This is a genomic window from Caballeronia eucalypticola (assembly GCF_047608185.1).
GTDB lineage: Bacteria > Pseudomonadota > Gammaproteobacteria > Burkholderiales > Burkholderiaceae > Caballeronia.
Window position 1 is genome coordinate 57,267 of record NZ_JBLKRU010000006.1, and the last position, 16,491, is coordinate 73,757.

At 59.6% G+C, this 16,491-nt stretch carries 13 protein-coding genes; all 13 read right to left on the minus strand.

Annotated elements, in window-relative coordinates; genetic code table 11:
- Positions 1–113: 113 nt before the first annotated feature.
- Positions 114–1,394: a phospholipase D-like domain-containing protein gene (locus ACMX25_RS09425; RefSeq protein ID WP_414949461.1), complete on the minus strand. Its 1,281-nt coding sequence runs from the start codon at positions 1,392–1,394 to the stop codon at positions 114–116.
- Positions 1,391–1,867, minus strand: a complete 477-nt coding sequence (gene nudB / locus ACMX25_RS09430) for a dihydroneopterin triphosphate diphosphatase (protein ID WP_414949463.1) — start codon at positions 1,865–1,867, stop codon at positions 1,391–1,393. The genes ACMX25_RS09425 and nudB overlap by 4 nt, the downstream gene beginning before the upstream one ends.
- 807 nt (positions 1,868–2,674) lie before the next feature.
- Positions 2,675–4,477 carry an aspartate--tRNA ligase gene (aspS, locus tag ACMX25_RS09435; RefSeq protein ID WP_414949464.1) on the minus strand — a complete coding sequence of 601 codons (1,803 nt, stop codon included), beginning with the start codon at positions 4,475–4,477 and terminating at the stop codon, positions 2,675–2,677.
- A 77-nt stretch (positions 4,478–4,554) separates the two neighbouring features.
- Positions 4,555–5,211, minus strand: a complete 657-nt coding sequence (locus ACMX25_RS09440) for a DUF502 domain-containing protein (RefSeq protein WP_414949465.1) — start codon at positions 5,209–5,211, stop codon at positions 4,555–4,557.
- A gap of 198 nt (positions 5,212–5,409) precedes the next feature.
- Positions 5,410–5,832 (minus strand): FmdB family zinc ribbon protein, encoded by a 423-nt coding sequence (locus ACMX25_RS09445; RefSeq protein WP_414949466.1) that lies wholly within the window; start codon positions 5,830–5,832, stop codon positions 5,410–5,412.
- A 181-nt stretch (positions 5,833–6,013) separates the two neighbouring features.
- Positions 6,014–6,652: a methyltransferase domain-containing protein gene (locus ACMX25_RS09450; RefSeq protein WP_414949467.1), complete on the minus strand. Its 639-nt coding sequence runs from the start codon at positions 6,650–6,652 to the stop codon at positions 6,014–6,016.
- A 7-nt stretch (positions 6,653–6,659) separates the two neighbouring features.
- Positions 6,660–8,237 carry a ubiquinone biosynthesis regulatory protein kinase UbiB gene (gene ubiB / locus ACMX25_RS09455; protein WP_414949468.1) on the minus strand — a complete coding sequence of 526 codons (1,578 nt, stop codon included), beginning with the start codon at positions 8,235–8,237 and terminating at the stop codon, positions 6,660–6,662.
- An 11-nt stretch (positions 8,238–8,248) separates the two neighbouring features.
- Entirely contained in the window at positions 8,249–8,950 is a 702-nt protein-coding gene (locus tag ACMX25_RS09460) for a ubiquinone biosynthesis accessory factor UbiJ (protein WP_414949469.1), read from the minus strand.
- Between the two features lie 170 nt (positions 8,951–9,120).
- Entirely contained in the window at positions 9,121–10,140 is a 1,020-nt protein-coding gene (locus ACMX25_RS09465; RefSeq protein WP_414949470.1) for a Tim44 domain-containing protein, read from the minus strand.
- A gap of 25 nt (positions 10,141–10,165) precedes the next feature.
- Complete coding sequence (ubiE, locus tag ACMX25_RS09470) at positions 10,166–10,897, minus strand: bifunctional demethylmenaquinone methyltransferase/2-methoxy-6-polyprenyl-1,4-benzoquinol methylase UbiE (RefSeq protein WP_414949471.1); 732 nt, start codon at positions 10,895–10,897, stop codon at positions 10,166–10,168.
- A gap of 97 nt (positions 10,898–10,994) precedes the next feature.
- Positions 10,995–11,405: a gamma-butyrobetaine hydroxylase family protein gene (locus ACMX25_RS09475; RefSeq protein ID WP_414949472.1), complete on the minus strand. Its 411-nt coding sequence runs from the start codon at positions 11,403–11,405 to the stop codon at positions 10,995–10,997.
- A 64-nt stretch (positions 11,406–11,469) separates the two neighbouring features.
- Positions 11,470–11,898 carry an HIT family protein gene (locus ACMX25_RS09480; protein WP_414949673.1) on the minus strand — a complete coding sequence of 143 codons (429 nt, stop codon included), beginning with the start codon at positions 11,896–11,898 and terminating at the stop codon, positions 11,470–11,472.
- 36 nt (positions 11,899–11,934) lie between these two features.
- Positions 11,935–16,026, minus strand: coding sequence for a DUF3683 domain-containing protein (locus tag ACMX25_RS09485; protein WP_414949474.1), 4,092 nt, complete (start codon positions 16,024–16,026; stop codon positions 11,935–11,937).
- Positions 16,027–16,491: the final 465 nt, after the last annotated feature.

Here is a 16,491-nt window from a genome sequence, read left to right on the forward strand (position 1 = left end):
ACCGGGGTCTAACTTCTGGCTACATCTATAGGATGAGTCTCAGTTGGTCCCGGTTTGTGGGCGAACAGCCAGTCGGGGCTGTCCGGGTTTGACCGCGCGGCGGTTTTTACGCCTCAATCGTAGCGGCCGATGGTGAGCATTTTCATCATCGTGCGATACGCGTTGTAGGCGAGCCAGTTAAGCAAACGCTCACCAGCCGGACGCGCTGCATATTGCTCGACCGTGATCGGCCGGCCGTCGTGAAAGGCAGACAGGATCGCGTCGCGCAGCTTCACGATCTCGTTTTCATGGTTCACCAGCACCATGTTCGCCTCATTGTTCAGCACCAGGCTCAATGCGTCCAGATTCGACGATCCTACCGTCGCCCAGTTCGAATCTACTACGGCCACCTTGCCGTGCAGGATTGTTTTCTCATATTCCGCGATCCGCACGCCGTACTTCAGAAGATTGCGATACAAGAACGGTGTTGCGTAATCGAGCGCGACAAACTCTTTTCTCCCGATCACCAGCGTGACGCGAACACCACGCTGCGCGGCGCGCGCCAGCGCGCGGCGCAGCTTGCGCCCCGGCATGAAATACGGATTCGCCAGCATCACTTCTTCTTCCGCGTGCGAAATCGCGGCGAGGTACGCCTTTTCGATTGCGCGCCGGTTGAGCAGGTTGTCGCGGGCGACAAAAGCCACGCACGGCTGGTCGACTGCGTGAATCAGGCCCCGTCGCGCTCGCAGGCGTGCTCTCAATGCACGGCGGTTCGTTCTCGACGACGCCCCCGGCGTAGGCTCTTGATCTTGTGGCCGCGGCGTCAGCGGCTTCACGCCGAGTCGAATCCGCTGCCATTGGAGATCGAAGGCTTCGCGGACATCCTTGACCACCGGACCCTGCGCTTCCAGCGCAAAGTCCCAGCGCGGGTTGTCGAGATGAACGCCGTTCTGGTCGAAGTCATCGACAATATTGATGCCGCCGCAGAACGCAATGTGATGATCGATCACCACCAGCTTGCGATGCGTCCGCGAGAAGCCAAGCTGGCCGAACAGATGCGGGTTGTACACGCGATGCTCGACGTTAGCCTGCGCCCATTCGTCGAAGAGCGGAAGTTTCGCGGTGCCTATGCCGTCCGTAATCACGCGTACATGCACGCCGCGCCGGGCCGCGTTCATCAGTGCCGTGGAAACGGCACGGCCCGCTTCGTCGTCGCAGAAGATATAGGTCTCAAGCGAGACGTCGTGCTTCGCGGCGTCAATGCGTTCGATCAGCGCCGGGAAAAATTCCACGCCGGATTTGAACAACCGCACCGTGTTGTTGATGGTGAAGCACAGGCGTATCGGGCGGCGTCCGCCAAAGAGCGCTAGCTTGAGTCGGGCGAACCGGCGTTTGGGCGTACCGAAACCGATCACCGGCTGTGCTCCGCGAGACGCTCGGGCAATTGCAGGATCGCCTCACGATTCGACGATGAAAAACACTTCGCCGCCGCCTCACGGAGCGGCAGCCAGAGAAACGCGGTGTGCTCGCGCGGCGCGAGCTTCACTTCCACGCAATGCGGGACGAGCAGGCTGAACTGATGCTCGACATTGCGCACGACGCCTTCGGCATACCGATGCCGCCACTCGGGATAGATGTCGTATTCAATCCGATGATGCCAGTCGATCAAAGAACGCTCCGGCACGCCCGGGCTGCCGACCACGATCCCGGTTTCCTCGGCGACTTCGCGTGCCGCCGTCAGGGCCAACGGTTCGTCGATGTGATCTTTTGAACCCGTCACGGACTGCCAGAAACCTGGCCGGTCGAAGCGCTCGATGACGAGCACGTCCATTTCGGGCGTATGGATGACAACGAGGACAGACTCAGGAATTTTCGGCGGCTTGGACATGATTGGAACGTTGCGGCCTTTCTAAGAGGCTGGCCGAAGAATGTAACCTAAAAATGGGAAAAGGCGCACCGGGAGGTGGTTTCGTTTCGGTGTTGCAAATGGGGGAAGGGCTGGGGAACTCGCGCACTCCCTCAGTCGGCTCTGAGTACTTGTCGTGGGCGATTTGCAGCAGAAGGCCTTGGACGAGGTGAGATTTTATCGATGCAATCGTGCTCCAACGGTCAAAAACCATCGCAAAACGACCCTGTGGGCGAAAATGCTGCCTTATCGTATGGGGGAATTTATCAGCCGTTACAAAGGTCACTTGCCTACGGCGCCCATAGATCCACGCGCCACTAATTCGAGCAGTGCGGCCGGACGCCGACGCAAAAGTTATTGGGCTGATCAAAAGTTATAGCCATTTAGGGGACGGTAGTACATGAGCGGTGAATTGATCCTGTACCAGACCGAAGACGGACTAGCACAGGTAAAACTTCGAGCCTTGGACGGAAACGTCTGGCTGTCGTAACTGGAAATAGCAGAGCTGTTTCTGACCACCAAGCAGAATGTCAGTCTGCACGTAAAAAACGTGCTGGAAGGCGCCGAGTTGGTCGAAAGCGCAGTTGTCAAGAATTCCTTGACAACTGCCGCGGACGGCAAGCAGTACCGCACCAAGCTTTATAGCCTGGACATGATTCTGGCTATCGGCTATTCAGAATCGGGCGAAGAGAATTTACGGCGCATAGCTTCGCCGAAAATTAGTACCGCATAAACCGAAAAAGGCGCCTGCGGCGCCTTTTTCGTTTCAACCCGTGATGCTGCTAAAGCTTACTGCGGCTTCGGCTCCGGCGCGCGCAAACGAATGTGCAGTTCCTTCAACTGCTTCTCGTCCACTTCGCTCGGCGCTTGCGTCAACAAATCGGTCGCGCGCTGCGTCTTCGGGAACGCGATCACGTCGCGGATGGAATCGGCACCGGCCATCATTGTGACGATACGATCCAGCCCGAAGGCGATACCGCCATGCGGCGGCGCGCCGTACTGAAGCGCGTCGAGCAGGAAGCCGAACTTGAGGCGTGCTTCTTCGGCGCCAATCTTGAGCGCGCGGAACACCTTGCTCTGCACTTCTTCCTGATAAATCCGCACCGATCCGCCGCCAATTTCCCAGCCGTTCAGCACCATGTCGTATGCCTTCGCGAGGCAGCGGCCCGGGTCCGTTTCCAGATATTCCAGATGCTCGTCCTTCGGGCTCGTGAACGGGTGATGCGCAGCCACGTAACGGTTGTCTTCTTCGTCGAATTCGAACATGGGGAAGTCCGTCACCCACAGCGGCTTCCAGCCCTTTTCGAACAAGCCGTTCGCACGGCCGAACTCCGAATGGCCGATCTTCAGACGCAACGCGCCCAAGCTGTCGTTCACAACCTTCGAACGATCCGCCGCGAAGAAAATGATGTCGCCGTTCTGCGCGCCGGTCCGCTCGATGATCGCAGCGATCGCTGCATCGTGCAGGTTCTTCACGATCGGGCTTTGCAAACCGTCGCGGCCCTTCGCGATGTCATTCACCTTGATCCAGGCCAGACCCTTCGCGCCATAGATGCGCACGAATTCCGTGTAGCCATCGATCTCGCTGCGCGTCATCTCGCCGCCACGCGGCACGCGGATCGCCGCCACGCGGCCGTCCTTGGAATTGGCCGGCGTGCTGAAAACCTTGAAATCGACGTCGCGAACGGCGTCCGTCAGATCAGTGAATTCCAGCTTCACACGCAAATCCGGCTTGTCCGAGCCGAAACGGCGCATGGCTTCGGAATACAGCATGACCGGGAATTTTTCGTCCAGCGAGACGTTGATGGTCTCTTTGAAGACGTGACGGATCATCGCTTCGAACAGATCGCGAATTTCCTGTTCCGTCAAGAACGACGTCTCACAGTCGATCTGCGTGAATTCCGGCTGACGATCCGCGCGCAGATCTTCGTCGCGGAAACATTTCACGATCTGGTAGTAACGATCGAAGTTCGCCACCATCAGCAATTGCTTGAACAATTGCGGCGACTGCGGCAGCGCGAAAAACTGACCCGGGTTCGTACGCGACGGCACGAGGTAATCGCGCGCACCTTCCGGCGTGCTCTTGGTGAGCATCGGCGTTTCAATATCGATAAAACCCTGCGCATCCAGATACTTGCGCACTTCAATCGCCACGCGATAACGCAAACGCAGGTTCTGCTGCATTTGCGGACGGCGCAGGTCGAGCACACGATGCGTGAGGCGCGTGGTTTCGGAGAGGTTGTCGTCGTCGAGCTGGAACGGAGGCGTCACCGACGGGTTCAGCACATTCAGCTCGTGGCACAGCACTTCTATCTTGCCGCTCGTCAGACCGGCGTTCGCCGTGCCTTCCGGACGGGCGCGCACGACGCCTTTCACCTGCACGCAAAACTCGCCGCGCACCCCTTCGGCAATCTTGAACATCTCAGCGCGATCGGGATCGCAAACGACCTGGACCAGGCCCTCGCGATCACGCAAATCGATAAAAATAACGCCGCCATGATCTCGCCGGCGATGAACCCAGCCGCACAGCGAAACGCTTTGGCCCAGCAGGGCTTCGGTCACCAGACCGCAGTATTCGGATCTCATCGACATGATGTTGTGTCTTTCGTTATTCATTGATCAACGGTGCGCGCGCACAAGCTCAAAGCGTTGTTCGCAGCGCGCCGGCATTACAGCGGCGGATCGACGGGGCGACGCGGCGCGGCCTGCGCTTGCGGCATGGACGGCGCGACTACTCCCATAGATACGATGTACTTCAACGCAGCATCGACGGACATGTCGAGCTCGATGACTTCGCTTTTCGGCACCATCAGGAAGAAACCCGAGGTGGGATTCGGCGTGGTCGGCACGTAGACGCTCACATGTTCTTCAGTCAGGTGATTGACCACGTCGCCGCCGGGAACGCCCGTCAGGAAACCGATGGTGTAGGACCCCGAATGCGGGTAACGGATCAGCAGTGCCTTGCGAAACGCGTTGCCGCTGCTGGAGAGCAACGTGTCCGATACTTGTTTGACGCTGGTATACAGCGGCCCGACCACGGGAATGTGACGCACGATCACATTCCACCACTCGACCAGCTTCTGGCCGACGAAGTTCTGCGTGAGCAAGCCCACGACGAAAATGAAAGCGAGCGTCAGCACAGCGCCGAGGCCCGGCAGGTGAAAGCCGAAGACCCGCTCGGGTTGCCAGGATTCCGGCAACAGCAGGAGCGTCTGGTCCATGGTCCCGATCACGAGCCCGATCACCCACAGCGTGATGGCGAGCGGAACCAGCACCAGCAGGCCGGTCGCAAACACGGATTTCAACGTAGTCTTTTTGGTCGTCATTTACACAGCCGGAAGGCCACCCCGTTCGAGCTTCAACGGTTTGGCTGGTTTGCCGCCCAGCGCACATTCACGGCTTCGGGCGGTCATCTTCTTGCGTGCGATCGGACAGATCGAGCAGATCGTGCAACTGGGCGCGCTTGCGGCACGGGCTGAGCACGACTGCATTGCAGGCTTCGCGCTTCACCCCAACGACGAGCGTCAATTCGATGCAGGCGAAGCCGGTTTGCTCGATGACGCCGCTGCCGACGACGTACCGCTCGACTTCGAGCTGTCTGCCGCTGGCGTGCTTGCAGCGGAGGAATCGGTCTTCGACGACTGATTGCCCGAATCTTTACTCGAACTGCCGGAATCCGATGCGCCTTCGCTCTTCGTTTCGGCTTTGGCGCCTTCGTCCTTCTTGCTGCCGTCTTCTTTCTTGGCAGCAGGGGCGCCGTTGTTGCCACCGCGGAAATCGGTCACGTACCAGCCTGAGCCCTTCAACTGAAAGCCCGCGGCCGTGACCTGTTTGACGAATGTGTCTTTCCCGCACTGCGGACAGTGCGTGAGCGGTGCGTCGCTCATTTTCTGGAGCGCGTCTTTTTCGAAGCCGCAGGACTCGCAGCGGTACGCGTAGATCGGCATGTCACTCTTCCTACGATTAACGTTTCGGCGCTTGCAAAGCCTTGAATTATAGCCTCAAACCATCGGCTAACCCTTAATTTTGGGCTGGCAGGCCTTGGTTTCAAGGGGACGCGGCCAGTTTGCGCAGGTTTCTTTTGTCGAAACGCAGGCTATGCAAGCGCAGGCGGATTCAGACGCCGGACTAAGCTTTCGGTCCACGCCGACGCCAGGTAAGCCAGCGTTCGCGTCCTGCGAAGACGTCGATGGAACCGGTCACTTCGTGCTCCTCCACGAGTTCGAAGTACGGTGTCAGCAACGCATCGAGCGCATCGCGCTCGATGCCGAACGGTGGGCCCTTGGGGGTATTGCCGAGGAAATAGAAACCCGCCAGCATCGCGCCGGGCTGCAGCAGTTCGGCCATCCGAACTGCATAGCCCTGCCACCGGTCGCGCGGCAAGGCGCACAGGAACGCGCGCTCATAGATCCAACTCGTTTCAAACGGCGGCTGGTACGCGAAGAAATCGGCTTGCTCAACCACGCCCGCGTGTTCGCCCAATTGCTCACGCGCGGCTGCAACGGCGCTCGGAGAGAAATCGATAGCCCTGACCGGCCAGTTTTCTCGCGCCAGCCATAGTGCTTCGTACGCGCTGCCGCAGCCGGGAATGAGGACGTTCGCCAACGTGTTCCGATGCGCGAGGGCAAACGCCCTGAACGCGTCAGGCGCGCCGGCCTGATCCCAGGGTGTAAAACGCTGGTCGAAGCGCTCGTTCCAGAACTCGGGGGAGTTCGGGTCGCGAGCCTGGAAGCTGGGAGGAGAAGCCGGCTTGCTGGTGTCGATCATGGCGCACTCACCCTCCGTATGCAAACACCTGCCAGAACTGGACAATGACCGCGCCCGCGCCTACCGCAAGCCCGAAGATCAACAAGGCTTGCAGCAAACGATTCGTACGTTTCTGCTCGATCAGGATCATGCGCATGAGCTCGTCATTGCCGCCGCCGGGCTGGTCATGATGGTCAGCCAGCACCTGATGGATCAGGCGCGGCAACTGCGGCAGCGTCTTGCTCCACTGCGGCGCTTCCAGTTTTAGCCTTTCGTACCAGCCGCGCCAACCGACCTGCTCATTCATCCAGCGTTCGAGATACGGCTTGGCCGTCTTCCACAGATCGAGTTCGGGATCGAGTGATCGACCGAGCCCCTCCACGTTCAGCATCGTTTTCTGCAGCAGCACGAGTTGCGGCTGAATCTCGACGTTGAAACGCCGCGAGGTGGAAAAGAGCCGCATCAGCACCTGGCCCAGCGAAATATCTTTTAACGCCCGGTCGAAGTACGGTTCGCAGACGGCGCGGATAGCGCTTTCCAACTCTTCGACGCGCGTGCTCGGCGGCACCCAGCCCGACTCCAGATGCAGCGTGGCCACACGGTGATAGTCGCGCTTGAAGAACGCCAGGAAATTCTGCGCCAGATAGTTTTTATCGAAGTCGGACAGCGCGCCGACAATCCCGAAATCCAGCGCGATATACCGCCCGAACGTCTCCTCCGCGAGACTCACCTGGATGTTGCCCGGATGCATGTCAGCGTGGAAAAAGCCGTCGCGGAATACTTGCGTAAAGAATATCTCGACGCCTTCTTGCGCCAGTTTCGGGATATCCACGCCCGCCGCTCGCAGCACTTCCACCTGGCTGATCGGCACGCCGACCATGCGCTCCATCACCAGCACGGTAGGCGCCGAATAGTCCCAGTACATCTCGGGCACCATCAGCAAATCGAGGCCCGCGAAATTGCGCCGCAACTGGCTGCCGTTCGCAGCCTCGCGCATGAGGTCGAGTTCGTCGTGGAGGTATTTATCGAACTCTGCGACCACTTCGCGTGGCTTCAGCCGCTTGCCGTCCGCCCACAGCCGTTCGGTCCAGTATGCAATGTCGCGCAGCAACGCCAGATCCGAATCGATCACCGGCAGCATGTTCGGCCGCAATACCTTCACCGCTACTGCCTTGCCCCCGTGGGCGCCGGTCTTGATCTTGGCGAAATGCACCTGCGCAATCGATGCACTCGCCACCGGCACACGCTCAAAGTCGTCGAACAGGACGTCAATGGGCGAGCCCAGCGCCTTCTCCACAAGGCCGATAGCGACATCCGAGTCGAACGGCGGCACTTGATCCTGAAGCTTGGCGAGTTCGTTGGCTATGTCGACAGGGAGCAAATCGCGGCGCGTTGACAGCACCTGCCCAAACTTCACGAAGATAGGCCCAAGGCTTTCGAGCGCGAGACGCAACCGCACCCCGCGTGGGACGTCGAACTTGCGGCCGAACGTGGTGACGCGCATCAGCAAACGGACGCGCCGGTCCTGAATGCCGCTCATCACCAGCTCGTCGAGCCCGAATCGCACTACGGTGAAAAAAATCTTGAGGAAACGCAGAAGACGCATGGTTCAGCCCGTTACTTGCTCGTGCCGCGCGCTGACGCGGCGCCGGACGCTGACGCGCCTCGGGCTTCGGCTTTTTGTTCAAGTCGCTCGATGCGTTTTTCGACGCGCGCGAGCGCGTCCCGGGCTACTGACAGTTCGGCATTGAACGTGTCGAGAGCGCTGCGGCGCACGAGTTGAGGTTGTTCGTCGAGCAGGTATTCGGCCACCGATTCAACCAGATTGCGTCCTGAGCGGCGGGCTTGTTCACCCACCTTGCGCACGGTCGAGCCAATGCGGTGAGCGGGACCGTCGCCAATGACGCGCGCCAGATCTTCCTCGGGCTCCCATCGCAGATGTTCGGCCAGTTTTGCGATCGTGGTCGCGAACTCCGCGTCGCCCTCTATGCGGACGTGTTTCATCGCAGCGGCCTGGCCGCCTTGCAGGAACGCCGGAACGGCGTCCGCGGGGACTGACAGCGTGACGTCGAATGTGCGTGCTTCGGTTTCGTCGACGGCGGCAATCAGCCCGTCAGGCTGCACCATCAGCAACAGCGAGAACGGCGAGAGCGCCAGCCGCGCGGTCTTGCCGGCGTAAGGCGTAAGCCGCTCGCGGGCCCAGGATTCGCGCGCGAGCACGTGGTTCACAGCCGCCGCGAATGCTTTCGATGCGGTTCTGGCTGCGGCCTGAGTGGCTGAAGGTGCGGCGGGTTGGGCAAATTCGTCTGCGTGCGTCATCGGCTCTGAGATGAAAAAACCCGCGCAAGCGGTCACTCGCGCGGGTTTCTATTCTACCTTTGCAACTGGCGTTGTCGTTTGCCCCACAGCACCGCCAACATCACGTTAGCCATAAGGCCTGCCTATCAACGCCGGGACGACCGGCTTTTTCAGCCTGTCGCGCTGATCAATTAACTGACCTGCTGGATCCCGGCCAGCAACCAGCCTTCGTTGCCGTACTTCTGCTTCGACAAGTTCCAGATCTCGATAAACGGCTCGGCGGCAGCGCCTTCCGTTTCACGAATCAAACCGTGGAAACGCACGCTGGCAAGGCTTTCCGTGCCGCGTTCCTCGACGCCCAGGATGTCGGCGTTGAGTTGCACGACGTCGGTACGGTTCGGCTGCGTGCCCCGTGCATCGATATCCAGCTTCACTTCCGCGAACATTTCCGGCGTGGTGAATTCGCGGATATCGTTGGAATTGCCGCGATCCCACGCGTCCTGCAAGCGCACGAAATAAACTTTCGCGTTTCGCACGAACGCTTCGCTGTCGAAACCTGCGGGCACGTCGATCTGCGGTGCGGCCTCGATCGTGTTCGCGCTGTTCAGCGCAGCCGCGGACGGACCAAAACCACCCGACGCCGACGGCGGTACATAGCTGGGTTCTTGCGAGTTAAACCCGGTACGTGCCGATCCGCCAAACGGTGAACCCGCGCCGCCGCCAGTTGCATACGCTGGCGTATTGGCGTTTTTCCTGCGGTTCATGATGAAGCGGAACACCATGACAGCGGCCATTACGATCAACGCGATCATGATCATGTTGGCCATTGCGCCAGCGAACGCGCCGCCAAGACCGAAGTGCGACAGCAACGCCGCAATGCCAAGGCCGGCGGCGAGACCGGCGAGCGGGCCCATCCAGCGGTTACGCGCAGGTTGCGCGGCCGCAGCAGCGGGCGCTGCTGCAGGTGCCGCACGCTGTGCGTTAGCGGCCTGACCTGGCTGCATGGACTGCGACGGCGGCGTCGCTTGATTCTGCTGAGCGGCACTCGTTGACTGACGGCCCATGCTGCGGCCGCCACCCATGCGGCGTGCCTCCGCATCTTCAGCAATCAAAGCACCGGCCATGATCACGCCAGCCAGCGCGACGACCCCGGCTTTCCTGAATAACGACTTCAGGAAACCCCGAGTTTGGGGTAAGCGCGTATCGGACATTTCGAATCCTTATAAAAGTGGAACACTAAAATTTTGTCCCGACGTGCAACGCTACCACGCCACCTGACAAATTGTAATATTCGACTCGATCCAATCCCGCGCGTTCCATCATTTCTTTTAAAGTTTCTTGATCCGGGTGCATCCGGATCGACTCTGCGAGATAGCGATAGCTATCCGCATCTTTCGCGAATTTGTCGCCAAGCCACGGCAAAAACTTGAAACTGTAGAGATCGTACGCTTTCTTTAACGGCTCCCATACCTTCGAGAACTCCAGAACCAGTACCCGGCCGCCCGGCTTCAATACCCGATACATTTCGGCCAACGCACCATCTTTGTGCGTCATATTACGAATCCCAAAGGCAACTGTAATGACATCGAAATAATTGTCGGGGAACGGAATCTTCTCGGCATCGCAGATCAGGGTTGGTGTGATCACACCCCGGTCAATCAGGCGATCACGGCCGACGCGCAGCATCGATTCATTGATATCCGTGTGCCAGACCTCGCCTTTTTCGCCCGCCTGTTTCGCGAACGCTTTCGCGAGATCGCCCGTCCCGCCTGCCAGGTCGAGCACTTTGTAGCCTGGACGAACCTTCGCCTGGCCGATCGCGAAAAACTTCCACGCGCGATGCAGCCCGCCCGACATCAGGTCGTTCATCAAGTCGTAATTGCTCGCGACCGAATCGAAAACGCTCGCCACCTTCTTCGCTTTTTCCTGTTCGTCGACCGTTTCAAAACCGAAGTGGGTCTTGCTCATCGCGTTCGTCCTCATCTTGTTCGTGTTGTTGGCTGCGCCCTGATACGGGCTGTCGGCCGATGGCAGTGGCAAATTGTCGCTGCGAGGTAAAAGCCGGTTAGTGGCGATGTCCACCGGACGCTTTTGGCGTCATTGGCGTATCGCGGTCAATGCCCGCCGCTTCCAGTTTGGCGAGATAGTCGGCCCAGAGTTCATCCTGGCGGACCGCGAGGTCATGCAGGATGTCCCAGGAATACAGGCCGGTATTGTGGCCATCGGAGAAAACGAGTTGCAATGCGTAGTGGCCGACCGGCTCGATGGCGTTGATCAGCACGTCCCGCTTGCCCGTTTGCAGCGTTTCTTGTCCGGGACCGTGACCTTGGACCTCCGCCGACGGCGAATATACGCGCAATAGCTCAAACGGTATCCGATACGTCTGATCGTTACCGTATTGCAGTTCGAGCGCGCGCGTTTTCGAATGCACGACAATGCCCGTCGGAATCGGCGTTTGTTTGGTCAGTCCGCTCATAGTGAGCCTTTATCAGAGTGTCATTAGCCCGGGCGGCCTGGCTGGAAGGTTCAGCTTCAGCGTCTCAACCGAACGCCAGCGCCATCTCGGCGCGTACTGCTTCGCGCAGCAAGGTGGCCTGCGCCCGGCGATTCGACAGCAGCGCCTGCGACACCGTGCGCTGGCGCGGCGCCCAGATGGGCAGCGGAAAACGGGAATCGTTGGAGTGGCGCGGGATGACGTGCCAGTGAACGTGAGGGACCTGATTGCCGAGACTGGCGAGATTGACCTTCGCCGGCGCGAGGATTCGACGGATCGCGCGCTCCACCCCGTTCACCGCCGTCATCAACTTGAGGCGCGCGGCGTTGTCGAGATCGGACATTTCCGCCACGTGCGCATGCCAGATCACGCGGCAAAAGCCCGGCCACTCGGGCTCGTCGGCGAGGACGACGCGCACCGCGTCGTCCGACCACAAGACCTCTCCGCCGTCTTCACGGCAAAAAACACAGTCCATCATTTTCCTCTAGCGAAACAAGCCCCGATTCCGCTATTACACCAGCACGCGCTCGATACCGCCATCGTTAGCGCGCGCCACGTAATCTTCCATCCAGCTCGCGCCGAGCACCTTGCGGGCGATTTCCACGACGATATAGTCCGCTTCGATGTTCGCGTCCTCGTTATAGCGCGACAAACCCTGCAGGCAGGACGGGCAGCTCGTGAGAATCTTGACGTCGGTTCCGGCGGATTGAGCGCCATCACCTGCTTTTAGCACCGAACCTGGTGCAGCACCCGCCGTTCCCGCCGACGCGTTCGCCATATTCACCGCGTTCGAGCCCGCCTCGCCCACCAGCGGAATGTCGCGCAACTTCGCCGCGCCCTTGCGGATTTCCTCTTCCTTGCGGAATCGGACTTGCGTCGAAATGTCCGGACGCGTGACGGCGAGCGTGCCTGATTCGCCGCAGCATCGGTCATTCTTCTCGATCTTGTACCCGTCGTTCGCCGAACCCATGATTTCATTCACGAGCTTGATCGGGTCCATTGTTTTGATCGGTGAATGGCAAGGGTCGTGATACATGTAACGCGTCCCGGTCACGCCTTCCAGCCTGATGTTTTTTTCCAGCAGGAATTCGTGGATATCGATAATCCGGCAGCCCGGGAAAATCTTCTCGAACTCGTATCCGGCCAGTTGGTCGTAGCAAGTTCCGCACGACACCACCACCGTCTTGATATCCAGATAGTTCAGCGTATTGGCCACGCGATGGAATAGCACGCGGTTATCGGTGACGATCTTCTCGGCTTTATCGAATTGCCCGGCGCCGCGTTGCGGATAACCGCAGCACAGGTAACCCGGCGGCAACACCGTCTGCACGCCGGCTTCCCACAACATGGCTTGCGTGGCGAGGCCGACTTGCGAGAACAGGCGCTCCGAGCCGCAGCCCGGGAAGTAGAAGACGGCTTCCGTATCCGATGTCGTCGTCTTCGGATTACGGATAATCGGGACAATCTTGTTGTCCTCAATGTCGAGCAACGCCCGCGCCGTCTTCTTCGGCAAGTTACCCGGCATCTTCTTGTTCATGAAGTGAATGACTTGCTGCGTCACCGGCGGCTTGCCGACCGTTGCCGGTGGTTTCGCCGTCTGCTTCTTCGCAAATTTCTTCAGCACTTCATTGCCCAGCCGCTGCGCCTTGTAGCCGACGCCCATCATCGCCGTGCGGGCCAGGTTGATGGTCTGCGGATTCGTCGCGTTGAGGAAGAACATGCCGGCCGCATTGCCCGCGTTGAACTTCTTCTTGCCCATCTTGCGCAGCAGGTTGCGCATGTTCATGGTGACATCGCCGAAATCGATCTTCACCGGGCACGGCGTCAAACACTTGTGACAGACGGTGCAGTGGTCAGCGACGTCGTTGAATTCGTCCCAATGCTTGATGGATACTCCACGCCGTGTCTGCTCTTCGTACAAGAACGCTTCGACCAGCAGCGATGTCGCGAGAATCTTGTTACGCGGGCTGTACAGCAGATTGGCGCGCGGCACATGCGTTGCGCAGACCGGCTTGCACTTGCCGCATCGCAGACAGTCCTTAATGGAATCCGCGATCGCGCCAATATCCGACTGCTGCATGATCAGCGATTCATAACCCATCAAGCCGAAGCTCGGCGTGTAGGCGTTGCGCAGATCGGCGCCCGCGAGCAGCTTGCCCGCGTTGAAACGGCCCTCCGGATCAACGCGTTGTTTGTACTCGCGAAATTCCGAGATCTCGTCTTCGGTCAGGAATTCGAGCTTCGTGATGCCGATCCCGTGTTCGCCCGAAATCACGCCGTCCAGATCGCGCGCCAGCTTCATGATGCGTGCGACCGCGACGTGCGCGTCCTGCAGCATCTCGTAGTTGTCGGAGTTGACCGGGAGGTTCGTGTGGACGTTGCCGTCGCCCGCGTGCATGTGCAGCGCGACAAACACGCGGCCACGCAGCACTGCTTTGTGAATGTTCTGCGCTTCTTCGAGGATCGGCTTGAACTCGCCGCCACTGAAAATGTGCCGCAATTCGGCGCGGATTTCCTGCTTCCAGGAGATGCGGATCATGCGGTCTTGCGCGACGTCGAACACACGTACGCCCGGCTGCGAATCCACGCGATCCGCCATCTTCTCGGCCAGTCCTTCGTAGCCAAGCTGAACCATGTAGTGCTGCGCTTCCCGCAACGGCAGATCCAGCTTTTCACCGATGAACGTCCAGCGCTCGCGCACTTTTTGAAGCAGCTCAAGCGCATGCTGCACACGATCTTCGAGCAATTCGGCGCTGGGAATCTCGTTGGCGTCATCGCTCTTTCCGAGCGGCAGCTTGCCCGTCTTGAAGAACGTTTCGAGCGCATCGACAAGTTTCAGCTTGTTCTTGATCGACAACTCGATATTGATCCGCTCGATCCCATCGGTGTACTCGCCCATACGGTTCAGCGGGATCACGACGTCTTCGTTGATCTTGAACGCGTTCGTATGCTTGGCGATAGCAGCCGTGCGCGAGCGATCGAGCCAGAAGCGTTTGCGCGCTTCGGCGTTCACCGCGACAAACCCTTCGCCGCTCTTGCCGTTCGCCATGCGGACGACTTCGGACGTCGCTTGAGCCACGGCATCTGGATCGTTACCGACGATATCGCCAATCAGCACCATCTTCGGAAACGCGTTGCGCTTGCTCTTGGTCGCGTAACCGACCGCGCGCAGATAGCGTTCATCGAGATGCTCAAGACCGGCGAGAATCGCGCCGCCCTGCTTCGATGTCTCGAACAAGTAATCCTTGATTTCCACGATGCTCGGAATGGCATCGCGCGCCTGGCCGAAAAACTCGAGGCAGACGGTGCGCGTATGCGCGGGCATCTTGTGCAGGATCCATCGCGCCGATGTAATCAGCCCGTCGCACCCTTCCTTCTGTACGCCCGGCAGACCCGACAGGAATTTATCCGTCACGTCCTTGCCAAGCCCTTCCTTGCGGAACTTGCTGCCGGCAATATCGAGCGATTCAGTGCGCAGCAATTTCTCGCCCGGCGCACGCGATCCGTCGAACCAGTCGAGCCGGAAACGCGCCACGGGGATGTCGTGAATCTTGCCGCAGTTGTGATCCAGGCGCGTGACTTCGAGCCAGTCGCCCTGCGGATCGACCATGCGCCACCAGGCCAGATTGTCGAGCGCAGTGCCCCACAGCACGGCCTTTTTGCCCCCGGCGTTCATCGCGACATTGCCGCCGACACACGATGCATCCAGCGACGTTGGGTCAACCGCGAACACGAAACCAGCGTGTTCGGCGGCTTCGGTCACCCGCCGCGTAACCACGCCCGCGCCCGAAAAAATGGTCGCGACTTTATGGTCGACGCCCGGCAGATCCGTCATTTCGACGGGTCCAAGCTGTTCGAGCTTTTCGGTGTTGATAACGGCCGCGAACGGCGTCAACGGAATTGCGCCGCCGGTATATCCCGTGCCGCCTCCGCGCGGAATCACGGTCAGCCCGAGTTCGAAGCACGCCTTGATCATCCCGGCAATTTCCGCTTCGGTATCCGGCGTCAAGACGACGAACGGGTATTCGACGCGCCAGTCCGTTGCATCGGTCACGTGGGAGACGCGCGACAGGCCATCGAACTTGATGTTGTCTTTTTCAGTGACCTTTCCCAAGACCTTCGATGCCTTCTTGCGCAGATCGTAGGTTTGCTCGAACTCTTTCTTGAAATCTTCGACCGCGCGGCAAGCGGCGCTGATCAGCAATTCCACCCGCGCCGCGCGATCCCGGCCGGCATCGTCCTGATGTTGCGAAAGATCCGCTTTGCGGCGCTTTTCGATATCGCCCAGACGGTGATTCAACGCTTCGATCAGCAATGCGCGGCGTTTGGGGTTATCGAGCAGATCGTCTTGCAGATACGGATTACGGCGCACGACCCAGATATCGCCGAGGACTTCATAGAGCATCCGAGCCGAGCGGCCCGTGCGGCGCTCGCTGCGCAGAATGGCCAGCGCTGCCCAAGCTTCCTCGCCGAGCAGGCGAATGACGATTTCGCGATCGGAAAACGAGGTGTAGTTATAGGGAATTTCGCGCAGGCGCGGCTCGGTATCCAGGGCCACGGCATGCGCGGCGCCGTTCGGATCGAAGGCTTGGGGTGCGTTCATATTCGACAGTTCGGTGAGCCGGCGCTTACGCTGACAATGAGATCACGAGCAGCGCTATAGCCGGCTTTGCGCGGGGAGGCGCAGATTTTCGAGTGATACTTTTTGTGAAGGTGCTCGCCGGCAGGAAGTGACAGAGGGTGGCGAGCGATGCAAAACCTTCGAGAGGCCGGAATCAGCGCCACGATCGCTGATGACGCGCATGTCGTTCCGAAGCCGCGTGGGTAGCGCAGCAGAGCGCGCAGCACTCGCGTAGAGCGTCGCGGGGAACATGCGTCAAAAAGCCGGTCCGGGACTGCCGTTGCATCTTCCGATCCTGTATCGAAAAAGGAATTCTAACTCATCAGGATGTTTGCCGTTCGCAGGCGGTAGCGGGTTGAAGGGCTTTATGCCTGCCAAATTTCGACGCATTTTTGATGGTTTTTTCGCCGGCGGGTTGGGGATTTCGCGGGCATTGGGGCCGGAGCG